Annotated in this window: 23 protein-coding genes and 1 pseudogene; 13 read left to right on the plus strand and 11 right to left on the minus strand. The window is 64.5% G+C overall.

Annotated elements, in window-relative coordinates:
* Positions 1-89: 89 nt before the first annotated feature.
* On the plus strand, positions 90-1,193 hold the full coding sequence (locus M5C96_RS09365; protein ID WP_272568715.1) for an enoyl-CoA hydratase/isomerase family protein: 1,104 nt from the start codon (positions 90-92) through the stop codon (positions 1,191-1,193).
* Between the two features lie 9 nt (positions 1,194-1,202).
* Here M5C96_RS09365 and M5C96_RS09370 read toward each other — a convergent pair whose 3' ends face one another.
* The 4 genes from M5C96_RS09370 to smpB all read right to left on the minus strand — a co-directional run bounded on the left by M5C96_RS09370 (position 1,203) and on the right by smpB (position 3,541).
* Positions 1,203-2,027, minus strand: a complete 825-nt coding sequence (locus M5C96_RS09370; RefSeq protein WP_272568717.1) for an anti-sigma factor family protein — start codon at positions 2,025-2,027, stop codon at positions 1,203-1,205.
* Between the two features lie 7 nt (positions 2,028-2,034).
* Positions 2,035-2,550, minus strand: a complete 516-nt coding sequence (locus M5C96_RS09375; protein WP_272569669.1) for a sigma-70 family RNA polymerase sigma factor — start codon at positions 2,548-2,550, stop codon at positions 2,035-2,037.
* A gap of 33 nt (positions 2,551-2,583) precedes the next feature.
* Complete coding sequence (locus M5C96_RS09380; protein WP_272568718.1) at positions 2,584-2,967, minus strand: COG4315 family predicted lipoprotein; 384 nt, start codon at positions 2,965-2,967, stop codon at positions 2,584-2,586.
* A 100-nt stretch (positions 2,968-3,067) separates the two neighbouring features.
* Positions 3,068-3,541, minus strand: coding sequence for an SsrA-binding protein SmpB (smpB, locus tag M5C96_RS09385; protein ID WP_272568719.1), 474 nt, complete (start codon positions 3,539-3,541; stop codon positions 3,068-3,070).
* A gap of 140 nt (positions 3,542-3,681) precedes the next feature.
* Here smpB and M5C96_RS09390 point away from each other — a divergent pair, with 140 nt between their 5' ends.
* Both M5C96_RS09390 and M5C96_RS09395 read left to right on the plus strand, forming a co-directional pair.
* Entirely contained in the window at positions 3,682-4,122 is a 441-nt protein-coding gene (locus M5C96_RS09390; protein ID WP_272568720.1) for a type II toxin-antitoxin system RatA family toxin, read from the plus strand.
* Positions 4,115-4,471, plus strand: coding sequence for an RnfH family protein (locus tag M5C96_RS09395; protein WP_272568722.1), 357 nt, complete (start codon positions 4,115-4,117; stop codon positions 4,469-4,471). Before M5C96_RS09390 ends, M5C96_RS09395 begins: the two co-directional genes overlap by 8 nt.
* Positions 4,472-4,543: 72 nt before the next feature.
* Here the strand turns inward: M5C96_RS09395 and M5C96_RS09400 are convergent, their stop codons facing one another.
* Positions 4,544-5,059 carry a DUF4124 domain-containing protein gene (locus M5C96_RS09400; protein ID WP_272569670.1) on the minus strand — a complete coding sequence of 172 codons (516 nt, stop codon included), beginning with the start codon at positions 5,057-5,059 and terminating at the stop codon, positions 4,544-4,546.
* Positions 5,060-5,164: 105 nt separating this feature from the next.
* Here M5C96_RS09400 and guaB point away from each other — a divergent pair, with 105 nt between their 5' ends.
* From guaB to M5C96_RS09425, 5 genes are all read left to right on the plus strand, one after another.
* On the plus strand, positions 5,165-6,640 hold the full coding sequence (gene guaB / locus M5C96_RS09405; RefSeq protein ID WP_272552260.1) for an IMP dehydrogenase: 1,476 nt from the start codon (positions 5,165-5,167) through the stop codon (positions 6,638-6,640).
* A 75-nt stretch (positions 6,641-6,715) separates the two neighbouring features.
* A complete protein-coding gene (gene guaA, locus M5C96_RS09410; RefSeq protein ID WP_272568723.1) occupies positions 6,716-8,335 on the plus strand; it encodes a glutamine-hydrolyzing GMP synthase in 1,620 nt (539 codons plus the stop codon).
* Between the two features lie 299 nt (positions 8,336-8,634).
* A complete protein-coding gene (locus tag M5C96_RS09415; protein ID WP_272568725.1) occupies positions 8,635-9,891 on the plus strand; it encodes a tyrosine-type recombinase/integrase in 1,257 nt (418 codons plus the stop codon).
* A gap of 61 nt (positions 9,892-9,952) precedes the next feature.
* Positions 9,953-10,228: a hypothetical protein gene (locus M5C96_RS09420; protein ID WP_272568726.1), complete on the plus strand. Its 276-nt coding sequence runs from the start codon at positions 9,953-9,955 to the stop codon at positions 10,226-10,228.
* 3 nt (positions 10,229-10,231) lie between these two features.
* Entirely contained in the window at positions 10,232-10,756 is a 525-nt protein-coding gene (locus M5C96_RS09425; RefSeq protein WP_272568728.1) for a helix-turn-helix transcriptional regulator, read from the plus strand.
* Here the strand turns inward: M5C96_RS09425 and M5C96_RS09430 are convergent.
* A complete protein-coding gene (locus tag M5C96_RS09430) occupies positions 10,753-11,136 on the minus strand; it encodes a helix-turn-helix transcriptional regulator (protein ID WP_272568730.1) in 384 nt (127 codons plus the stop codon). The genes M5C96_RS09425 and M5C96_RS09430 overlap by 4 nt on opposite strands.
* A 335-nt stretch (positions 11,137-11,471) precedes the next feature.
* Here M5C96_RS09430 and M5C96_RS09435 point away from each other — a divergent pair, with 335 nt between their 5' ends.
* From M5C96_RS09435 to M5C96_RS09455, 5 genes are all read left to right on the plus strand, one after another.
* Positions 11,472-12,971 (plus strand): S8 family serine peptidase, encoded by a 1,500-nt coding sequence (locus tag M5C96_RS09435; protein ID WP_272568733.1) that lies wholly within the window; start codon positions 11,472-11,474, stop codon positions 12,969-12,971.
* 306 nt (positions 12,972-13,277) lie between these two features.
* Entirely contained in the window at positions 13,278-14,213 is a 936-nt protein-coding gene (locus M5C96_RS09440) for a DNA/RNA non-specific endonuclease (RefSeq protein WP_272568734.1), read from the plus strand.
* Between the two features lie 102 nt (positions 14,214-14,315).
* Positions 14,316-14,711 (plus strand): hypothetical protein, encoded by a 396-nt coding sequence (locus M5C96_RS09445; protein WP_272568736.1) that lies wholly within the window; start codon positions 14,316-14,318, stop codon positions 14,709-14,711.
* A gap of 56 nt (positions 14,712-14,767) precedes the next feature.
* Positions 14,768-15,976 (plus strand): hypothetical protein, encoded by a 1,209-nt coding sequence (locus tag M5C96_RS09450; RefSeq protein WP_272568738.1) that lies wholly within the window; start codon positions 14,768-14,770, stop codon positions 15,974-15,976.
* A 136-nt stretch (positions 15,977-16,112) separates the two neighbouring features.
* Positions 16,113-16,685, plus strand: coding sequence for a hypothetical protein (locus M5C96_RS09455; protein ID WP_272568740.1), 573 nt, complete (start codon positions 16,113-16,115; stop codon positions 16,683-16,685).
* Here M5C96_RS09455 and M5C96_RS09460 read toward each other — a convergent pair.
* From M5C96_RS09460 to trbL, 5 genes and pseudogenes are all read right to left on the minus strand, one after another.
* Positions 16,597-16,887 (minus strand): DUF2274 domain-containing protein, encoded by a 291-nt coding sequence (locus tag M5C96_RS09460; protein WP_272568741.1) that lies wholly within the window; start codon positions 16,885-16,887, stop codon positions 16,597-16,599. The genes M5C96_RS09455 and M5C96_RS09460 overlap by 89 nt on opposite strands.
* Entirely contained in the window at positions 16,884-18,176 is a 1,293-nt protein-coding gene (locus M5C96_RS09465; protein ID WP_272568742.1) for a TrbI/VirB10 family protein, read from the minus strand. Before M5C96_RS09465 ends, M5C96_RS09460 begins: the two co-directional genes overlap by 4 nt.
* Before the next feature lie 2 nt (positions 18,177-18,178).
* The gene (gene trbG / locus M5C96_RS09470) at positions 18,179-19,189 is read right to left on the minus strand and encodes a P-type conjugative transfer protein TrbG (protein WP_272568743.1); all 1,011 of its coding nucleotides are present in this window, start codon (positions 19,187-19,189) and stop codon (positions 18,179-18,181) included.
* Positions 19,186-19,889 (minus strand): annotated as a pseudogene (trbF, locus tag M5C96_RS09475) (conjugal transfer protein TrbF). The gene trbG and the pseudogene trbF overlap by 4 nt, the downstream one beginning before the upstream one ends.
* A gap of 12 nt (positions 19,890-19,901) precedes the next feature.
* Positions 19,902-21,290, minus strand: a complete 1,389-nt coding sequence (gene trbL, locus M5C96_RS09480) for a P-type conjugative transfer protein TrbL (protein WP_272568745.1) — start codon at positions 21,288-21,290, stop codon at positions 19,902-19,904.
* Positions 21,291-21,294 lie beyond the last annotated feature (4 nt).

The raw sequence follows: 21,294 nt of genomic DNA on the forward strand, positions 1-21,294 counted from the left end.
CGCCACAGGCCCTAAGATTCCGCCCAGGCCGGCCGCCAGCGTGCGAGCGGGTCTTTCAGGCAGTGAACCGATTGAAAAAAGGAACAGCGATGACGGAGACGACGACGGCAGCGGCCGCAGAGGTTTTGGCCCAGGTGCGCGGGCAGGTGGGGTTCATCACCCTCAACCGCCCCCGGGCACTGAATGCGCTGTCGCTGGGCATGGTGCGCGCGCTCATGGAGACCCTGCTGGCATGGCAGGACGACGAGCGCATCCTGGCGGTGGCCATTCGCGGCAGCAACAAGGAAGGCCCGTTCGGGGCCTTCTGCGCGGGCGGCGACATCCGCTTTCTGCACCAGGCGGGCAGCCAGGGCGATCCGAGGCTGGAGGATTTCTTCACCGAGGAATACGCGCTCAACCACCTGATCCACCACTACGGCAAGCCCTACATCGCGTTCATGGACGGCATCGTGATGGGCGGCGGCATGGGCATCAGCCAGGGGGCCAGCCTGCGCATCGTGACCGAGCGCACGAAGATGGCCATGCCCGAGACGGCCATCGGCCTGTTTCCGGACGTGGGGGGCGGCTATTTCCTGTCGCGTTGCCCGGGACACGCCGGCGAATGGCTGGGCCTGACGGGTGACACCATCGGCGCAGGCGATGCGGTGGCGCTGGGCCTGGCCGACGGCTGCCTGCCGTCCGATCGGCAGGCGGCGGTCTGGGATGCGCTGGGCACGGAGTCCTTCACCGACGCAGCGGCGGTGCAGGCATCGATTGCTACTAAATTTGTAGCACAAGAGGCAATGAGTACTAGGGCATCGGCCGAAATCGATCGATATTTCGCGTTGGACAGCGTCCAGGCCATCATGGCGGCCCTGGAGGCCGCCGGCACCGATTGGGCCCGCACCACGGCAGCCACCTTGCGCAAGCGCTCGCCGCTCATGCTGCACATGGTGCTGGAGCAGATCCGCCGCGCCCGCGGCATGGATCTGGCGGCCGATCTGCGCATGGAGCGCGACATGGTGCGCCACTGCTTTTTCCTGCGGCCCGGCCAGAGCGAAACGGTCGAAGGCATCCGGGCCCTGGCGGTGGACAAGGACCACACGCCGCGCTGGAGCCCGGCGCGCATCGAGGACGTAACGCCGGAGATGGTGGCGCCGTTCTTCCAGAGCCCGTGGCCGGCCCATGCCCACCCGCTGGCCGCGCTGCGCTGAGCGCGGCCATCACAACTGCGGATGCACCGCCGTCGCCAGCCCCAGCAGGGCGGCGCGCGGCAGGGCGCCGCTGAGCGCGTAGCCGAAACCACCATCCGTCCAGTAAAAGCAGGGCACCGGGCCGTCCGCATCGAAGCGGAAGGCCGTGTCGGCCGCACCGGGCTGGCCCGCCGCCAAGGCGCCGAGGTACAGGGTGACGCGCTCTCCGGCGGCGTTCTGGTACATGAACTGGGCCCGTGCGCCCGTGTCACCTGGCAGCAGCCGCCCGCCCACCAGCTCGTACCCCTGGGCCGCCAGCACGGGAATCCTGAGCGGCCGCCCGAGCCGCTTGGACAGCCACTGCACCAGATGCTCCTGCTGGGCGGCGGCCACCTCCACGGGGTGCCGCTGCTCCGGCTGGTACACCGCGTGCGCCACGGAGGCCTGTTGTGCGAATCGGCGGGCGACGGCGGGTGCGGCATCGGCCATGCGGCCGGCGGCCTGGCCGCGGTGGTCGGTGGGCCATTGCCCGTGCACGGTCCAGCCCAGGCCGAAGGCGAGGAGCAGCGAGGCGGCCATGCCGCCCAGGCGCCACCAGCGGGCAGCGCGCTCCCGCACGGCCTCCAGGCGGTCGGCCGCGCGCCGCAGGCTGTCCGGCACCGGGGCCGCATCCCAGGCAGCGTGCAGGGCCTGCAATTGCGCGCGCTGGGCCTGCCAAGCCGCTGCGGTGGCCTGGGTCTCGGCATCGCGGGCGAGGCGGGCGCGCAAGGCCTCGGCCTGCGCGGCCGAAAGCCGCCCGTCGGTCAGGGCGTGCAATGCGTCCTCGGAAATGGGGGTGTCGTCGTGGGAGGCCATGGGGTCCTCACTTCATGCGGCGCAGCGCGGGCGGGGCGTCACCGGGCGCCGGGCGCGCTGTGGCGGGCGCGTGCATCAGTTCGCGCAGCCGTGCCCGGGCGCGGGACAGGCGCGACATCACCGTGCCGACGGGGATCTGCAGCACGCGGGCTGTCTGCGCGTAGTCCATGTCTTCGAGCGTGACCAGCAGCAGCACCGCGCGCTGGTCGGAGGGCAGGCGCTGCAGGCAGCGATCGAGGTCGATGGCGTCGTCCGATGCGGGTGCGGGGGCCTGGAGGCTGTCCTGCACGGCCTCGATGTCCAGCAGCGGCAGGGCCGAAGCCGAGCGCTGCTGGTTCAGGTACAGGTGGTGCATCAGGGTGAAGAGCCAGGCCCGCAGATCGCTGCCCGACCGCCAGAGCAGCCACTTGCGGCACGCGCGCTCCAGCGTGTCCTGCACCAGATCGTCCGCGGCCCAGGCATTGCCGGTCAGGGCCCGCGCATAGCGGCGCAGGCTGGGCAGGTGCTCGACGATCCGGTCCATGGCCATGGGGGCGGGCGCTGGGCCGGTCCCGGATCAGGGCTTGGCGGTGTGCCAGACCTGGTTGACGCCGTCGCCGGTGCGATCGCCTGGCTTGGCGTCCTTGGCCCAGTAGTACAGCGGCTTGCCCTTGTAGGCCAGCTGGCTGCTGCCGTCATCGCGGCGCACCACGCTGTAGTCGCCGGTCGGGGTGGCATTGCCGGCCATCAGCGGCGGCCAGTTGGTGGCGCAGGGGCCGTTGCAGACCGATTTGCCGCTGCCCGTCGCATCGCGGTCGAAGGTGTAGAGGGTCATGCCGTTGGGGCCGGTCAGTGCGCCGTCCTTGGCCTGGACGCCAGCCGGCGCCGTCATCATGGAAGAGCAGCCGGCCAGCGCCAGTGCAAAGGCGGCGGTGGCCACGGAGGAAGCGATACGGATCATGGGTGTCTCCAGTCGATCGTGTGCGGGCGACGCGAAATGCGGCCCTGCACCTGGATGAACACCGAAGGATGCGCTTTTATTCCCTGCGCCGCCGAACAAATTACCGGTGGCGGCTTTTCATGGCGCGCTCGACCTCGCGCTTGCCTTCACGGTCCTTGATGGTGTCGCGCTTGTCGTGCTCTGCCTTGCCCTTGGCCAGCGCGAAATCGCACTTCACCAGGCCATCCTTCCAATGCAGGTTGAGCGGCACCAGCGTGTACCCCTTTTGCTCAACCTTGTTGATCAGGCGGTCGATCTCCTGCCGGTGCAGCAGCAGTTTCTTGGTGCGCGCCGCCTCGGGGCTGACGTGGGTCGAGGCGGTCTTGAGTGCGTTGATCTGGCAGCCGATCAGGAACAGCTCGCCTTCGCGGATCACGACGTAGCCGTCGGTCAGTTGCACCTTGCCTTCGCGCAGTGCCTTGACCTCCCAGCCGTGCAGCACCATGCCGGCTTCGTAGCGTTCCTCGAAGAAGTAGTTGTAGGCTGCCTTTTTGTTGTCGGCGATGCGGGACTGTGTTTCGGGTTTTTTGGCCATGGGTTATAGGTGCGGCGCAAACCGGGAGATGAAAGCCCTCCCTACAATCGTTGTCGTCTCGCTTCCAAGATTTTAGGCCCACGCGCTCCAGGCCCTCCGTAGGGCATCCGGCCCTTTGCCCTGGGCGCCTTGCTTCATCCATGAAAAACGTCAACAAGTCCGTCCTGATCTGGTACAGCCCCGAGGAAATGTTCGCCCTCGTCACCGATGTGGCCAAGTACCCGGAGTTTCTGCCCTGGTGCGACCACGCGGCCGTGCTGGACCAGGACGCGCAAGGCATGACGGCCGAGGTCGGCATCGCGCTGGGCGGGCTGCGCAAGACATTCGTCACGCGCAACACGCAGGAGGCCGGGCGCCGCGTTCAGATGCGCCTGGTCAAGGGGCCATTTTCGCAACTGGACGGCGACTGGGTTTTCCATCCCGTGGGAGACGGCTCGCAGCGCGCCTGCAAGGTCGAGCTGACGCTGAACTATGGTTTCGACAGTGTGGCGCTGGCGGCCTTGGTCGGGCCGGTTTTCGATCGCATTGCCGGCACGATGGTGGACGCGTTCATCCAGCGTGCCGAGCAGGTGTATGGCTGAAAGGCCGGACACATCCGCTGCTGGGGCGGCGGTGGAGTGGCTGACGGTGACGGTGGTGCACTCCTCGGCACCCCGATCGACCGTGGAGCGGGTCTTGCCGTTGCCCAGGGGGGCCACCCTGGCCGATGCATTGAAGGCCTGCGGGCTGGCTGCGGGCGACCGCGCCTGCGGCGTATGGGGCAGGGCGGCGGCGCCCGATCAGGTTTTGCAGGACGGGGACCGGGTGGAGCTGTACCGGCCTTTGGTGGTGGACCCCAAGGTGGCGCGGCGCGAGCGTTTCGCCCGCCAGGGGGCCCGGTCCACCGGCCTGTTCGCGCAGCGCCGGCCGGGTGCGAAGGCCGGTTATTGAGGGCTGGCGGGCACGCGGAGCGAGAGGCCCTTGCGGGTGGTCATCCAGTGACCGTGCCGGGTTTTGCCCGGCTCAGCGCGGCGCGCACTCGGACGCGATCACACTGTCGGCGCGGCGGGCCTCCACGGCCTTGGCGGATTCGTCCATGAACACGCGCTCTCCCTGTGCATTGGTCTGGCTGAACAACTGGCCGGATGTCATCGCTGCCTTGGATTGCCGCGCTCGCTCGCAGTTTTCGGCCCGCAGCTTGGCTTGGCGCTCGTCGTCGGCCCTCTTCTTGGCGGCCTCTGCCGCGTCGGCCTGGGCCTTGCGCTCTTCCAGTTCCTTGTCTTTCCCGCTGGGGCGTGGCGCACTGGCTGCCGCCATGGCGGCAGACGCCCCATCCGCCGCAGGCGGCACTGCAACCGGGCGGGCCGAGATCGCATTGCCGCCGGGCTGCTTGAGAATGCTCTTTTGCGGAATCTCCGTTGGCGGCGGCCGGTCGCTGAAGACCTTGCGGCCGTCCTTGTCGATCCACTGCCATTGCGCCGCAGCGCCCATGGCCCACGTGCAGGCGAGGGCGGCCAAAAGAAGCTGGGGGGTTTTCATGCGATGCAAGTTTAGCGGCCGAAGCCCCTTGGCGCCATGGTTGCCAAGCCACAACGCGAGCACACGCACGGCCCGCAGGTACAATCCTTTTTTTGGAGCTTTCTCATGCGCCTTCTTGGAAAAGCGCTCACCTTCGACGATGTGTTGCTGGTGCCAGCGTACTCCCAGGTCCTCCCCAAGGACACGTCCCTCGCGACGCGACTCTCCCGCAATATTTCCCTGAACCTGCCGCTGGTGTCCGCCGCCATGGACACGGTCACCGAAGCGCGCCTGGCCATTGCCATCGCGCAAGAGGGCGGGATGGGGATCGTGCACAAAAACCTCACGCCGCAGGAGCAGGCCGCCCACGTGGCCAAGGTCAAGCGGTACGAGTCCGGTGTCGTTCGCGATCCCGTCGTCATCACGCCCGAGCACACCGTGCTGCAGGTGTCGCAACTGTCGGAGCAACTGGGCATCTCGGGTTTTCCGGTCTGCGACGGTGGCAAGGTCGTCGGCATCGTGACGGGGCGCGACCTTCGCTTTGAAACGCGCTACGACGTCAAGGTGCATGAAATCATGACGCCGCGCGACAAGCTCATCACCGTCAACGAGAAGGAAGGCACTTCTCCCGCTGCGGCCAAGGCCCTGCTCAACAAGCACAAGCTCGAGCGGCTGCTGGTGGTCAATGACGCGTTCGAGCTCAAGGGCCTGATCACCGTCAAGGACATCACCAAGCAAACCAGTTTTCCCAATGCCGCCCGGGATGCCGCTGGCCGCCTGCGCGTCGGCGCGGCTGTCGGCGTGGGCGAGGGCACGGAAGAGCGCGTGGAAGCGCTGGTGAAGGCCGGAGTCGATGCCATCGTGGTGGACACGGCCCACGGCCACAGCAAGGGCGTGATCGACCGGGTGCGCTGGGTCAAGCAGAACTACCCGCAGATCGACGTGATCGGCGGCAACATTGCCACGGGCGCTGCTGCGCTGGCATTGGTGGAAGCCGGCGCCGATGGTGTCAAGGTCGGTATCGGCCCAGGCTCCATCTGTACGACCCGCATCGTGGCGGGTGTGGGCGTGCCGCAGATCATGGCCATCGACAACGTGGCCACGGCGCTCCGGGGCACGGGCGTTCCTCTCATCGCCGATGGCGGCATCCGTTACTCCGGCGATATCGCCAAGGCGTTGGCGGCCGGCGCCAGCGCCGTGATGATGGGCGGCATGTTTGCCGGCACCGAAGAAGCGCCGGGCGAGGTCATCCTGTTCCAGGGCCGCAGTTATAAAAGCTACCGCGGGATGGGCAGCATCGGCGCCATGCAGCAGGGCAGTGCGGACCGTTACTTCCAGGAATCCAGCACGGGCAACCCCAATGCGGACAAACTGGTGCCGGAAGGCATCGAAGGCCGTGTGCCTTATAAGGGGTCGATGGTCTCCATCGTGTTCCAGATGGCGGGCGGCGTACGCGCCGCCATGGGTTACTGCGGTTGCGCCACGATCGAAGAAATGAACAACAAGGCCGAGTTCGTCGAGATCACCACCGCAGGCATCCGCGAAAGCCATGTCCACGATGTGCAGATCACGAAGGAAGCGCCCAACTACCGCGCCGACTGATCTTGTCGCCACCACAGGCCCGAACCCTTCTTGCGGTGTTCGGGCCTTTGTTTTTTCCTCTCCCTGCCGCCTGCCATGCAACACCAGAAAATCCTCATCCTCGATTTTGGCTCCCAGGTCACCCAACTCATCGCGCGACGAGTGCGCGAGGCGCATGTGCTCAGCGAAGTGCACCCCTGCGATGTCACGGATGAATGGATCCGCGAATATGCCAAGGACGGCTCGCTCAAAGGGGTGATCCTCTCCGGCAGCCATGCCAGCGTGTACGAGGACACCACCGACAAGGCCCCGCAAGCCGTGTTCGAACTGGGCGTTCCCGTCCTGGGCATCTGCTACGGCATGCAGGCCATGGCCCATCAACTGGGCGGCAAGGTCGAGGGCGGGCACAAGCGCGAGTTCGGTTTCGCGGCGGTGCGCGCACGGGGCCACACGGAGCTGCTGCGCGACATTGCCGACTTCACCACGGAAGAAGGCCACGGCATGCTCAATGTGTGGATGAGCCATGGCGACAAGGTCACGGAATTGCCCCCGGGCTTCAAGCTCATGGCCAGCACCGAGAGCTGCCCCATCGCCGGGATGGCGGATGAAGAGCGCAAGTTCTATGCGGTGCAGTTTCACCCGGAAGTCACGCATACCGTGCAGGGCAAGGCGCTGCTGGAGCGTTTCGTGCTCGGCATCTGCGGCGTGCGTCCCGACTGGATCATGGGGGACTACATCTCCGAAGCGGTCCAGAAAATCCGAGACCAGGTGGGCGACGAAGAAGTCATCCTGGGGCTGTCCGGCGGGGTCGATTCCTCGGTGGCCGCCGCGCTGATTCACCGCTCCATCGGCGATCAGCTGACCTGCGTTTTCGTGGACCACGGCCTGCTGCGTCTGAACGAAGGCGACTTGGTCATGGAGATGTTCCAGGGCAAGCTGCATGCGAATGTCATTCGCGTCGATGCGAGCGATCTGTTCTTGGGCAAGCTGGCAGGCGTGAACGACCCGGAAGCCAAGCGCAAGATCATCGGCGGCGAGTTCGTGACGGTGTTCAAGCAAGAGGCCGCCAAACTGAAGGCGGGCGACAAGGGCCACAAGGGCGCCACATTCCTCGCGCAAGGCACGATCTATCCCGATGTGATCGAGTCAGGTGGCGCGAAGAGCAAGAAGGCCGTCACCATCAAGAGCCACCACAACGTCGGCGGTCTGCCTGAGCAACTCGGCTTGAAGCTGCTGGAGCCGCTGCGCGATCTGTTCAAGGATGAGGTGCGCGAACTGGGCGTCGCCCTCGGGCTGCCGCCCGAAATGGTGTACCGCCATCCATTCCCCGGGCCGGGCCTGGGCGTGCGCATTCTTGGCGAAGTGAAGAAGGAATACGCCGATCTACTGCGGCGCGCCGACGACATCTTCATTCAGGAACTGCGCAATTTCATCGATCCAGGCACTGGCAAAAGCTGGTACGAGCTGACGAGCCAGGCTTTCACGGTATTTCTGCCCGTGAAAAGCGTAGGTGTCATGGGCGATGGGCGCACGTACGACTACGTGGTGGCCCTGCGCGCCGTGCAAACCAGTGACTTCATGACTGCGGATTGGGCAGAGCTGCCTTACGCGTTGCTCAAGAAAGTGTCCGGACGGATCATCAATGAGGTGCGTGGGATCAATCGAGTGACCTACGACGTCTCCAGCAAGCCGCCAGCGACGATCGAGTGGGAGTGAAATCGGGTCCTTCGGGTACTATCGCCAGCAATCGAAAAGTCTTCGTAAGTCGTTGATTTAAAACGGTTTACGTCTCGAAGGCTATCGGTGGCTATCGCCGACCAGCGAAACGGTTTGGCGGTAAAGCTGACGGTAAGAACCGAGCCCGGATTCAGACCCGCTTGTTTACTATCCAGTCTTTCTCGGTCTGGACGGTAAAAAGCTCGCTGAAAAGCTAGGTTTCATGCGGGTTCCAAGGCATCTTCAGGTCTCCTGACCCCTGACGGTAAAAACCGTCATAACCAGGAGGTAAATCCTCGATGCTTACCGACACTGCGCTACGCAACCTCAAGCCCAAAGCCGCGCCGTACAAGGCTTCTGACCGTGACGGCATGTACGTGACGGTATCGACGGCAGGCACCATCGCTTTCCGTTACGACTACCGTCTCAATGGCCGCCGGGAGACACTCACTCTGGGCCGGTATGGCCCGGCCGGCATATCGCTCGCTATGGCGCGCGAAAAGCTGCTGGACGCCAAACGGGCCGTCGCCCGTGGCGAATCTCCCGCCCACGAAAAACAACGCGAGAAGCGGCGCCTGACCGCCGCGAAGACCTTCGGCGACATGACAGGCCGATGGCTGGTCGATGCGCGGATGGCCGAGACCACGCGCGCGATGCGCAAGAGCATCGTTGATCGCGACATCCTGCCGGCGTTCAAGAACCGTCTTCTCGTCGAAATCAGTGCCGACGACCTGCGAGCCTTGTGCAACAAGGTGAAGGCCCGCGGCGCACCAGCTACGGCCGTCCACGTCCGCGACATCGTGAAGCAGGTCTATGCCTTCGCTATCCTCCACGGCGAAAAGGTGGACAACCCGTCCGATGGGGTGGGGGCCGCTTCGATCGCGACCTTCGTGCCCAAGGATCGCTCGCTGTCGCCGATGGAGATCCGGCTAATGTGTCGGCAGATGGAGTCGGTGGCCACGTACCCGACCATCCGGCTGGCGCTGCGTCTGATTCTGTTGACGCTGGTTCGCAAGAGCGAACTCATCGAAGCGACGTGGGCCGAGATCGATTTCGAGAACGCAACCTGGACGATCCCGAAGTCGCGGATGAAGGGGCGCAATCCACACGTCGTCTATCTGTCGCGCCAGGCCGTGGATATCTTCGTCGCGCTGCACACCTGCGCAGCGGGGTCCAAGTTCATCCTGCCTTCGCGTTACGACCCGGACCGTTGCATGTCGAAGGCGACGCTCAATCGGGTGACCCAAATCGTGTCGCAGCGGGCCAAGGCTGCAGGTCTGCCGCTGGAGTCGTTCACCGTCCACGACCTGCGTCGTACGGGATCGACGCTACTGAACGAAGTCGGCTTCAACGGCGACTGGATCGAAAAATGCCTTGCCCATGAAGACGGCCGCTCCTCGCGCGCGGTCTACAACAAAGCCGAGTACGCCGAGCCGCGGCGCCACATGCTGCAGGAGTGGGCCAACATGATCGATGCCTGGGTGGAGGGCGGCGCCTATGCGCCGGCACTGTTACCGAGCAACACGGTCGTGCCGATGCTGAGCGCATCGGTTTGAGCAAGTCTGCGTGGTTGTCAGTTGACAACCACGCGATTGATCCCCATACTGGAGACCATGAATGGCCCGTCCCTCTCACCCGAAAAAGGAGGTTGAAGACGCGCTCAAGCATGCGGAAACGCAAGGCTGGCGCGTCACGGTTGGCGGCAGCCACGCATGGGGCAGGATCTACTGCCCCTACAACGACGACGAGTGCCGCTGCGGCGAGTTTTGCATCACCAGCGTGTGGAGCACGCCGAAGAACCCCGGCAACCATGCCCGAGCGCTGCGGCGAGTCGTGGACAACTGCACGAGGCACAAGCAAGAAGACGAAGCTGGCTCTTCATCCGAGGAATGACGCATGGAATACACATTCACCTTGAAGTACCAGCTTGCCGAACAGGACAGCGATGCCGATGCACTGGTCGAGCGTTTGGGGGAGGCCGGTTGCGACGACGCCCTGGTGGGCCTCGGGCAGCCGGGCCGCTTGGCGTTGGAGTTCACCCGCAAAGCTGAAAGCGCGCAAGCCGCCGTACGCAGTGCGCTTGCCGATGTGAAGCGTGCCGTCCCCTCAGCGAAGCTGGTGGAGGCGGTACCAGATTTCGTCGGTCTGACCGATGTCGCTGAAATGATCGGCGTGTCGCGCCAGGCGATGCGTAAGCTGATGCTCTCCCATGCCGCCACCTTCCCCGCGCCCGCGCATGAAGGCAGCGCCGCCATCTGGCATCTTGCCGAGGTGTTGGGCTGGTTGGAAGTGAAGGGCGGCTACGCCCTTGAGCCGACGATGCTGGAGACGGCGCGTGCGACGTTGGAGGTGAATTTGACCAAGGAAGTGCAACGACTGCCTGTCGCCGGGGCACGCGAACTGAAGCTGCTGATTGCCTAGGCAGTTCGCGATCGAGCAGCCATGTCGCGCACCGGGCGGATCTTGCGCTGCCTGACATCCGGTCCGGTCGACTTGGCGACGCCGCCGGATCGAGAGGCTTGCTTGCGTGCCTCGATCCAGGCTTCGACTTCCTCTAAATCCCACACGACGCAGCGGGCGGTGAGATTAAACCGACGTGGAAATTCGCCGCGCTGCTCCATTTCGTAGATCGTCGTCTCTGCCAGAGGAACGATCTGGTGCAGTTCCTGGCGGCGGATTGTTCGACTGAAAGGCAATGGAAGCCTTGCACCAAACTGCGGCAGGTGCTCGTAGCCATCCGTGCCTGGATGCGGTGCGTGCCCCGGCTGAGACGGCACCTTGTTTTCAGAGCTGTGTTCCATAGTGTCCAATCGATGCTTCCCAATATCCACAGGGAACCATGGTGGCTATTGACAATGATCCAAACAACCCGCTGAGGCTAAGCGGGGAGGGCACCATCCACGTCGCGCCTTTGAACGGGCGTTGCGCCGCGACCGAGGCCAGCATCAGGGTGTGATGGTGAAGGTCGAACTGATGATGCCGAAGACCAGAGTCAGAGTGATAAAGCGGCCAGCTTCGACTCGGGTACCTGCGCGGAAGAAGACTCCCAATCGCAGAAGTGCATGTTTCGTGACGCAGCATGCCGGACAATGGTGCAAGCATTCAAATGATGTCGAACCTGAGAGAGGGGGTAGCCATGGCACAAGCGGCTCAGGGGAAATCACTGTTCGTGATTCTTCCCAATCTGAATATCTGGAACGCCGATAACCCCGGGAACGGGCAGACATTTCTGCACTCGGCCAGTCGGCAACTGCACGCCAGTACGCGATCTTTTGTCGCGTTATCTCCTGGTAAGACCGACCTGGATGTCACGCTGGTCGATGAGGTCGCTCCAAGCGACACGGTGCTCGTGTCGATGGGGGAGCCCGAGCGGGTGAATCTGCTGCGTGCCCACCCTGGATTGCGTGTCGTGCCCGTTGGAGAGCTGGAGCCTTTGTGGCTTCAGCGCTTCAGGCTCGCCCCGGTTCTGGGCGTATCCGCAGGGCCCAAGGTGGTCTTGGAGGTCACGGTGACGGATGCGGCGACCGGTGCCGGCTTGCCTAACGTGGATGTCGTCGGGCTGACCGACCGCGCGGGCCGCATCGGCGCCAGCAACAAGACGAACAGCAAGGGCGTGGCCAAACTCATGTTCCCGGCCAGCACCGCGGTACTGGAATCCGTGGAGGCCTTTGTGCCCTCGGGCTACTGGCCCGGCCAAGCCACGGGGGTTGCGATGTCGAATGGCGCCGTCACCTTGTCCTGTGCGCCCATCGACCTGGCCGTGCAGGATGTGCGTGGGTATTTTGGCTTTGAAGGGGCGGATACCGACGGGCAGGGCGTTAAGGTCGGTGTGGTCGATACCGGCGTTAGCAAGCACCCGGACCTGCGCTTTGCCAAGGGACTCAATGTCGTCAAGGGCGAGCCTGCCAGGAACTTCTCCGATCTTCTCGGCCACGGTACTCATGTGGCCGGGATCATTGCTGGGCGAGGTCAGCCTGGTAAGGGCGTGCGCGGCGTCGCACCTGGGGTCGATCTGCACGTCTACCGTGTGTTCGGCAAAGGGCAGGAGAAGGCGCTGTCGTTCAACATCGCCAAAGGCATTCGGCAGGCCGTGGACGACGGCTGCGACCTCATCAACCTGTCGTTGGGTGGCGAGGCCGATGTGCCGGACGTGCTCCGAGAAATCCACCGGGCACGAGCCATGGGAGTGCTGTGCATCGCCGCCGCCGGCAACGACTACCGCAGCGCGGTGAACTACCCTGCGCGCTACAGCCCAGTGATGGGCATCTCTGCCTTTGGCCGCAAGGGCACCTGGCCGGCGGGTGCGGCACAGGACCTCGAGGTGCTTAAACCCCTGGGAACCGACAAGAAGAATTTCGTGGCGTCGTTCAGCAACGTCGGCAGCGAAGTCGACCTGGTGGGACCCGGTGTCGGCGTGGTGTCGACCTATCCTGGTGGCTATGCTGTCATGGATGGGACTTCGATGGCCTGTCCTGTGACGTCCGGCGCGCTGGCCCGGCTCCTGGGGCGCAACCCCAAGATACTGGGGATGGATCGTGATCAAAAGCGCTCGGATGCCATCGTCAAACTGGCGCTCAATGCCACGCAACTCATGGGTTTCGGTGCGAAATTTGAGGGCGCAGGCCTTTTGATGTAGTATGTTTCTGCCATGAGCCGTTTTGTTCTTCTCTACCAAGGTACCAGCGATCCTTCGCGTCAGGAGGAGCGCTCGGTCGTGTCCGCCCTGAAGACGGCGAAAGTAGTTGACCGTACGCCAGGTTCTATTCTGGTGGAGGGGCCCGAATCCGAAGTGGCGTCCGTGGTTCAACAGTGTCAGAACTGGACATTCTCTCCGGTGCGCAGCGTAGGGGTCTCCCCGCCGCACAAACGCGTCAAATTGACGGCTTAGGCTGGATCCACAAGCCCGGGAAACCGGGCTTTTTCACGGGCGGAGGACATCAAGATGGTCAAAAAAGCGAAGCTCACCCCCCGTTTTCGGTTCACGCCGGTCCAAGAGCTGGATGCACAGCGGGTGCGCCTGACCCCGGATCCGGTCGAGAGCTACGAGGACCGGACCGGCTACGCGCCGGATTTCATCGATCCGGCCATCCTCATCGAACTGCCGCGCCTGGACGCTGCAGCCAAACGCGATGCGGTGTCCTTCACGTGGAAGGGGGCCAAGACGCACGTACTGGATTACACCCACTTTTCCACGGCGGTCTCGAAATCGCGACGCATGCCCATCTTCAGCGCCTGCAACATCGATGGCGCCAAGGCCAAGACGGTGGACCGGGGTGATATCTGGAAATTCGACCCACGCATTCCCCAGGAATTCCAGATCCTCAAGGAGGTGTACGGCAATGAGCGTGATGGCTACTTCAGCCGTGGGCACATGACGCGGCGCAAGGATCCCGATTGGGGCTCCAAGGCTGTGGCTTTGCTGGCGGACGCCGACACCTTCCACGCGACGAATGCCGCGCCCCAAGTGCAGCATTTCAACGCGGGGCTATGGGGTGGCATCGAAGACTACATTCTGGCCAACACGCAAAGCGACAAGATGCGGGTCAGTGTGTTCACGGGACCGGTCTTTGCCGCTAACGATCCGGTGGTGAAGGGGATCAAGATTCCGGTGCGGTTTTGGAAGGTCGTGGCCTTTCTCCACGACGAGACGGGCGAACTCACAGCCACAGGCTATGTGGCTTCGCAAGCCAAGGCCGTGGCGGAGCTCAAACCCACGTTCGTCTTCGGTGACTTCGAGAACCAGCAGCGTCCACTGTCTGCCATTGAGAAGATGGCAGGACTGTCGTTCGGCGCCCTTACGGCGCGGGACGTCCTAGCTGAGGCAGGAGAGGCCTTTGCGGCATCGCTTCGCGATGTTCGCGACATCATGCTGGCATGACGCCCGCCGGGTCGGCTGAAGTCGACAATATGACAGCTGTGAAAGATGTCAGATCCTGTTCTCAATTGCGGAGGCTGGACGGCATCGGTGTTGTGTTGCACCATGCAGAACATGAAGCAAGCTGACATTCCTTACTTTGATGCACTGACCCCCGAACAAATCGGTCGTGTCCAGACGCTGGTTGATGAGGGTTTGACGCTGGAGCAACGCTGGCTTCTCTATGGCGAACTCTATGGTGCTGGTGCCGCAGGCGGAGACCCGCTTACACGTGTGAAGGATGCTGTGCTAGACCGGCTTTCTGAACTTCAGGCCCACCTGTGCTCGGATGCCGGTTTACTTAAGGTGGCGGCGTCGCCCGCAACCGGTGTTGCGCTGAGCTTGGCGTTCGCGGTCACCGGCAAGCTGGTCAGTGCCAAGTTCCAGGACGTGGACGTCGTGCAACTGGGCGTACTGATTGCCCAGGCGGGGCTGTTCGCCATTTGCTCCGGCAAGCTTTGAGATCGCACGACGGTTGTGCTTTCGCTGTGGAACTGCGTGCGCAATGGCACGCCGTCGTGCACTCCTTCGATGGCAACGTGGCGCATTCCGACGTGCGGGAAATCCTGGCGCGCGCCAGTTGGGACGACAAGGCGTTCGATGACCAACTTGTGGGGCTCCGCCAGGGGCTGGCTGACCTGCATGAGCTGGGGATTTTGGTGCGCTACGAATGGGCGCTGTGCCGGCAGGCTTACGACTTTATTCCGGAATCGCTCTATCAGCATGTGCTGCTCAGCACGTTGTGCGGCCTGTGGCAAGCCAGCGAGGACAACCTGCGCCGCCCGGAGGCCTTCGAGCGGATCGTTGTGCGCCAGCCCCACGGCTGGCTCATCAGCAACCGGCGTGCCGAGCCGGTGGCACTGGAGATCGCGCAGAGCCAGACCGGGTGGATCCAGATTCCATTCGCCTGGGACGACCTGCTCCAATTGTCCCTCGAAGGTCTGCTGGATGTCGTGGGTTTCGACCGTGGCCGCTCGCTGGGCGAACTGTGCCAAGCGTTGGAGGGCGCCGACGAGAAGGGCGCCGACTGGAGCCGGGCACATTCGAGGTGGAATGGCCTGTTTGCACGCACTCTGCTCGGGCGGCTGCGCGTGCCCCACCTCGAAGAAGCCAACCAAGTCGAAGCCCTGTGCGCCAGTGCTCCCGTCTTGTCGCCGTTTATCGCGCACCAGCAGGGGGTGGTGGGGCAAGATTTGGGCAACACGTTGGCCCACCTGGCCAAGGTCTTCACTATCGCGCATGAAGCTGCGCACATCGTCCGAAAGCGGCAGGGCATGGTGTTCCAGAGCATCGAAGATGCGGAAGTAGACGCCGACAGCATGGCCGCGTCGGCGCTTTGGAATCACCGTCTTGCCATCCATTGCGAGGTGAGGCACGGCCAGGGTTTCGAAGCGCTCTGGTTTGCGGGTGGGCTTTCCTTCTACTTCGGTCTGCTGGTGTTCGGCAACCTCCTACGCTGCGTCGGGGAGCCGGCCGGGGCCAACGACCCGCGTACCGCGCAGGCGGCCGCACAGCACCAACGCACCGTGCTAAGGATGCGAGCTTGGCAGGAGCACGTCATGACGATCTGCGCGAGCGCCTTGAAACACGGCGACAACACGCCCCTGATCAGCGTCCAGGCCCAGCACAAGCTGATGCGCTGGATGGTCCGCTATTGCAATGCGATGCTGGATTACGGGCGTATCGTGGTCCCCATTGCGGTCCGCCAGGCCTCGATTCCCCTGTAATTCCCCATGTCATATCGCTGCCCCTAGTCAATGCCAACGGAAAAACGGAAGGTCACAAGCATGGAGCACGGCCACCAGGGCCTGGAGACTTTCTGCAAGTCATCCATTACGCCCACGGATTCTTAGAATCAGTTCCATGAAGCTGATCGACCGCTACCTGCCCGACCACCACTTCGCAGAGGAACACAGTCGATTCATTCCAGCCCCGCCAGCGTGTGTACTCGATGTTGTAGATCGGCCTGATGTGGTGGACGACCCGATCGCTCGCAGCCTGATTGCGTTGCGCGAGGCGCCCAATCGCCTCGCTGGTCGACTGGGCTTTGCGTCCAATCTCCAACATCGTCCATCGTTCGGGTTTGCCAACTTCACCTTCCTAGGGCGAGATGGCGACCGTGAACTGGCCTACTGCTTGGCTGGCCGCTTCTGGCAATCGGACTACGGACTCGTCGCGGTGGCCGATGCGACAGCCTTCTCTGCATTGAACCCATCTGGCATCGCAAAGCTGGTGATGAACTTCACGGTGGAGGCTGAGGGGGCTGGTACCCGACTGACTACCCGGACCCGCGTCTGCTGCGGCGACGATGCGACCAAGCGCAGCTTCACGCCCTATTGGTTGTTGATCAGGCCGGCGAGCGGGTTGATCCGGCGGCGTCTGCTGAAGCGCGCGCATGACGCGGCAATTCGGTCGTTGATGATGACCCCTTCTTAAACCCTCGATCCCCCGCCATGAAGGCCTCTAGCATGTGCGGGATCAACGTCGCCACATCTACTGCCTCGCCATAGGTCTGCGTGTACAGCGTCGCATAGCGGTCGAGATCGGACTTCAAACTGACGGCGCACGCGAAGGCCAGCTTGACGGTCTCCGTCTTCGGCAACGGCCCTAGCCGCAACTTCTTGGTCGACGTGCTCATTGCGATCTTTTCAGTTGGAAGAACATCGGCTGGTAAACCCGCAACACCAAATCGCGATTCACGATGATCCGCACCGGCAAGCCAGGCCGGCTCGTCAACGTCGGCTGGATGTTCATGTTGCGCCGGGTCATCTCTTGCCCGGTCTGGTTGACTGAGTCCTGCAGGCTGTCGCGCCCCGCTATGAGGATGCGGTTGCCATCTGTGCGGTTCTCCGGGGCGGCCAACTCGGCGCCAACGCCCAGCAGCGTCGTCAGCGCAGCGCCGGCCACGATGCGATCCCAGTGCCAATCGACTCCATCCTCCAAGCCGGCGTAGCCGGCAGGGTCTGAACCCACCAGGTTGTCGAGCTGGAACGAAGACGTGTCCGGCAGGATCACCCGGTTCCACACCACTTGCGTGCGGCTCTGCCCGTAGCTCACCTGGCTGTTGTACCTACCCATCAGCCGCGCACCTTGCGGGATCAGCAGGAATTTGCCAGTGGCCGTGTCGTAGACCGGCTCCGTCACCGTGGCGATCACGTCGCCCGGCAGGTCCGACTTGATGCCGGTGACCAGCGCTGCCGCGATCACCGTTCCGGCCATCACCTGGTACGGCGAAGCAGGCATCTTCAGAGAACCGGAGTTACGCGTTTGTGTGGAGCTGGCTTTGGACACAAACGCCTCCTTCTGATCCTGCCGGTTCTGCGCCACCGTCGGGTCAGTGGGCTGCGCAGCCGTCGAGACCGGGCCTGCTGCCATCGGATCGAACGCGGTGTTCGCAGCTTGCCCCGCAATAGGCGCGGCCTGCACCGACGGCGCAGCAGCCACCCTCGGCCCACCCGACGAACGGAAGAAGACCGACGAAGCCGCTGCTTCTTCGGCCTCCTTCAAGCGCGCCAGACGCGCTGCCTCGGCCGGATCGTGCCCCGGCTGCGCGTAGCCAGGCCCCTGGGCCTGCTGCTCGGCCCTTAGGATCGGCCCGCCCAGATCCCCCGGAAGCGGTGCTCCCAACTGCGGCACCGCCGGTGGCAGCTTCGAGTAGTCGGCCGGAAGTTGATTCAGCCCTTCGGAGCGCGACACCCGGTCCACGTTGTACAGCTCAGCCGGTTCGCTTGTATTGCGCCGCTGCGGCTGCAGCGACCACATCAAGGCCCCGAGCACGGCCACCGACAGCCCACCCAGCAGGGCCGCCAGCATGCGTCGGTTCAGGCGCGTGACCGCGCGCGGCTGGGCGCGCAGCGTGACGTTCTCCGGCGCCACCTTGGGCGGAGTGTCCGGCACCGGAACCTCTACAGTGATGTCCTGGTCCATGGTCAGTTCCTCCGCGCGCCGGTGATCCCGTCCGTGCGTTCGATGCGCACCACGTCACCCTTGTCTGCGCCCAAGCGGAGTTCGGCCGCGCCGAACAGCCGGTCCACGATGTAGTACGGCGACCGGAAACGGTAGTTCACGAGCTGCCCATCCCCTTGCGCGCCGATCACGAACAGCGGCGGCAGCTCGCCCTGCGCGATGCCGCCGGGGAACTGGATGTAGACCTTCTCGCCGTCGTCGAAGGCGCGCAGCGGCTTCCACGACGGTTCGCTGCCCGAGATCGCGTAGCGGAAGCGGATCTTCTCCAGCGACAGGCCCGCATCGACCGGCGTGGCTGCGCTGGCCGCCTGCGCATGCCGTTGCAAGGCCAGCATGCGATCCTTCGGATAGTCCCACGACACCGACGCCATCCACGCCTTCTCGGTCGAGGTCAGCTCGATCAGGTAGGTGCGCCGGCTGGTGGTGATGACGAGATTGGTCTTGAGGTTGCTGCGCGTGGGTTTGACCAGCACGCTCACGCGCAGATCGGCCCCCGTGCCGCTGGAAGTGTCGCCAACGATCCAGCGCACCGTATCTCCGGCGGCGACCGTCACGAGTTCCTCGCCGGGCTGGAGCGACACCACCGTCACACGGCCCGGGCTCGCATAGACCTGGTACAGCGCACCGTCCGTGTACGGCCAGACCTGGATCGCATTGACGTAGCCCTCGCGCGTCGGCGCCATGCGCGCCTCCTCGTTGGCACGGGAGACACGCACTTTCTCATCCACCGGCTCTGGCGTGGCGACGGCTTGCTGCTCCAGCGGCACGGGCTTGAGTTGCGCCGGCAGTGCCAGCGGCTCCGGCACGGCCACCACCTCGATGGGCGTGGGCGGCTCAGGCATCGCCTGCGCCGCCACCGGCTCGTCCAGCGTGATGGTCGGAGGTGGCTTGCCCTGTGAGGCGCAGCCGGCGAGCGTGACGGCTGCAGCCATCATCAAAGATGGCCATACGTGAATGCACAAAGACGATTTCATGGCTTGGTTCCTTCGGAAGAATCGAGTTCACGGCTCCACGACAAGCCGTTGACGTAGAGGCCCAGGGGATTGCGGCGCAGCTTCTCTTCGGTGCGCGGCGGCTGCAGGACGATGGAGATCACCGCCGTCCAGCGCTCGAGCCCGGCGGCCGCGCCGTTGACGTAGCGCCGCTCGGTCCATCGCGCCTGGAACGAGTTGTCGCTGGCCCGCACGACGCTGGTGACCTGCACCGTTACCGACTCCTTGCCGACGCGGGTGAAGGGGTCGTTGGTGCGCGCGTACTCGTTGAGCACCGCCGCGCCGCGGTCGGTGGTCACGTCGTAGGCGTCGAGCCAGTTCTGCCGCACGACGATGGGGTCGATGGAGAGGGACCGCACCAGCGTGATGAAGCGCGCGAGTTGATGGGCCGTCTGCGCATCGGTGGGTTTGTACGGCGTGGCGGCCTCGCCAACCGCACGCACTTGGCCGGCGTTGTCCACTTCCACCACGTAGGGCGTGACGATGACTGCGCCGAGCGCCAGACCAGGCCGCCGGCCATCAGCAGGGCCAGCGCCAAGCAGCCGAACGCCATCAGCCGCCAGTTCTTCGCCTGCACGCGGGACGAGCCGATGCGGTCGTCCCAGACCTGTTCGGCGGATTGGTAGGGGGTGGCGGGCTGCGGCGTGTCCCCGTAGCGCACCTGAGGTCGTTTGAATCGCATGAAGTGTTCTCCTTAGGAATCCGCGGGATCGCGCAGGCTGGGCGCGGAGCCCGCGCCACCGCCGTCCCCGCCGCGCAGCGTGTGGGCGACGGTCGACGCGGCGTGGCTGATCTGCTGTTTGCGCTGCAGCCGTTTGGCCCAGCCGGGCTGGGCGGTTGCGCTGGAGGGAGCAGCTGATGAACCCGCCGAGGCGGCGTCCGCAGAAGGACTGCTGGCGCCCGAAGGCGCCGCCGCATCCCCCACGAAACTCGCCACGCGGTCCTTCACTGCCTTGGCACCCGAGGTGACGCGTTTCCCGGCGGCATTGGCGCCGCTCTTGGCGACGTTGGCAAAGCCAGCCCCGGCTGCACGGACACCGCTTTCGCCCGAGGCAGCAGCGCCTGCTTGGTAGGCCGACTTCGCACCACTCGCCATGGAACTGGCCGAACGCGCTGCAGCAGCGCCGCCGCCAATGGCCGCACGTGCAGCGCCGGGTGCCATGCGTGCACCCGCCGCGACGGCCGAGCCCGCACCCGCCACCGCCGCACCGCCGGCAACGGCCAAGCCGGCCGCACCCAAGGCGGTACCCGCCACCGCACCGGCACCGAGTTGTGGCGCACCGGACACCAGCCCCGTCGCGATCCCCGGTCCGAAGATTCCCAGGCCCAGCATCGACAGCGCCGCCAGCATGATGACCAGCGCGTGGTCGATGGAAGGTTCCGTGCCGGGCGGCGCCCGGAACTCTGCGAAGAGCCCTGTACCGATGCCCACGATCACGGCCAGCACCAGCACCTTGATGCCTGAAGACACGACGTTGCCCAGCACCTTCTCTGCCAGGAACGAGGTCTTGTTCCACAGCGCGAAGGGAACGAGCACGAAGCCCGCGAGCGTGGTCAGCTTGAACTCGATCAGCGTGACGAAGAGCTGCACCGCCAGCACGAAGAAACTCACGATCAACACCAGCCAGGCCAGGAACAGCACCACGATGGCGTCGATGTTCGCTAACACCTCGGGAAACCCCGCCATGTCGCTGATCTGCGCCAGGATCGGCGCCCCGGCGTCGATGCCGACCTTGGCCAGTCGGCCCGGCTGCAGGAACTCGGCCTGGTTAATGGCCGAACCCGAGGCCAGCAGCCCCAGTCCCGAGAACGACCGGAACACGATGCTGGCCAGCATGTTGAAGTTGCCGATGATGTAGGCGAAGGCGCCCACGTACAGCACCTTCTTGATCAGCTTGCCCATGACGTCGTCGCCGCCACCACTGGCATGGTTCATGGCCCAGAATAGGCCGGCGAGCGTCATGTCGATCACCACCAGCGTGGCTGTGAGGAACGCCACCTCACCCCGCAGCAGGCCGAAGCCGGAGTCGATGTAGGTCGAGAAGACGATGAGGAAGCGGTCGATGACGGCGACGTCGTTCATGACC

Source organism: Acidovorax sp. GBBC 1281, assembly GCF_028473645.1.
GTDB lineage: Bacteria > Pseudomonadota > Gammaproteobacteria > Burkholderiales > Burkholderiaceae_C > Paracidovorax.

Bases quoted from the DNA above. Each gene is read 5' to 3' on its own strand.
- M5C96_RS09365 (WP_272568715.1), top strand. From the start codon at position 90: ATGACGGAGACGACGACGGCAGCGGCCGCAGAGGTTTTGGCCCAGGTG.
- M5C96_RS09370 (WP_272568717.1), bottom strand. From the start codon at position 2,027: ATGGCCTCCCACGACGACACCCCCATTTCCGAGGACGCATTGCACGCC.
- M5C96_RS09375 (WP_272569669.1), bottom strand. From the start codon at position 2,550: ATGGACCGGATCGTCGAGCACCTGCCCAGCCTGCGCCGCTATGCGCGG.
- M5C96_RS09380 (WP_272568718.1), bottom strand. From the start codon at position 2,967: ATGATCCGTATCGCTTCCTCCGTGGCCACCGCCGCCTTTGCACTGGCG.
- smpB (WP_272568719.1), bottom strand. From the start codon at position 3,541: ATGGCCAAAAAACCCGAAACACAGTCCCGCATCGCCGACAACAAAAAG.
- M5C96_RS09390 (WP_272568720.1), top strand. From the start codon at position 3,682: ATGAAAAACGTCAACAAGTCCGTCCTGATCTGGTACAGCCCCGAGGAA.
- M5C96_RS09395 (WP_272568722.1), top strand. From the start codon at position 4,115: ATGGCTGAAAGGCCGGACACATCCGCTGCTGGGGCGGCGGTGGAGTGG.
- M5C96_RS09400 (WP_272569670.1), bottom strand. From the start codon at position 5,059: ATGAAAACCCCCCAGCTTCTTTTGGCCGCCCTCGCCTGCACGTGGGCC.
- guaB (WP_272552260.1), top strand. From the start codon at position 5,165: ATGCGCCTTCTTGGAAAAGCGCTCACCTTCGACGATGTGTTGCTGGTG.
- guaA (WP_272568723.1), top strand. From the start codon at position 6,716: ATGCAACACCAGAAAATCCTCATCCTCGATTTTGGCTCCCAGGTCACC.
- M5C96_RS09415 (WP_272568725.1), top strand. From the start codon at position 8,635: ATGCTTACCGACACTGCGCTACGCAACCTCAAGCCCAAAGCCGCGCCG.
- M5C96_RS09420 (WP_272568726.1), top strand. From the start codon at position 9,953: ATGGCCCGTCCCTCTCACCCGAAAAAGGAGGTTGAAGACGCGCTCAAG.
- M5C96_RS09425 (WP_272568728.1), top strand. From the start codon at position 10,232: ATGGAATACACATTCACCTTGAAGTACCAGCTTGCCGAACAGGACAGC.
- M5C96_RS09430 (WP_272568730.1), bottom strand. From the start codon at position 11,136: ATGGAACACAGCTCTGAAAACAAGGTGCCGTCTCAGCCGGGGCACGCA.
- M5C96_RS09435 (WP_272568733.1), top strand. From the start codon at position 11,472: ATGGCACAAGCGGCTCAGGGGAAATCACTGTTCGTGATTCTTCCCAAT.
- M5C96_RS09440 (WP_272568734.1), top strand. From the start codon at position 13,278: ATGGTCAAAAAAGCGAAGCTCACCCCCCGTTTTCGGTTCACGCCGGTC.
- M5C96_RS09445 (WP_272568736.1), top strand. From the start codon at position 14,316: ATGCAGAACATGAAGCAAGCTGACATTCCTTACTTTGATGCACTGACC.
- M5C96_RS09455 (WP_272568740.1), top strand. From the start codon at position 16,113: ATGAAGCTGATCGACCGCTACCTGCCCGACCACCACTTCGCAGAGGAA.
- M5C96_RS09460 (WP_272568741.1), bottom strand. From the start codon at position 16,887: ATGAGCACGTCGACCAAGAAGTTGCGGCTAGGGCCGTTGCCGAAGACG.
- M5C96_RS09465 (WP_272568742.1), bottom strand. From the start codon at position 18,176: ATGGACCAGGACATCACTGTAGAGGTTCCGGTGCCGGACACTCCGCCC.
- trbG (WP_272568743.1), bottom strand. From the start codon at position 19,189: ATGAAATCGTCTTTGTGCATTCACGTATGGCCATCTTTGATGATGGCT.
- trbL (WP_272568745.1), bottom strand. From the start codon at position 21,290: ATGAACGACGTCGCCGTCATCGACCGCTTCCTCATCGTCTTCTCGACC.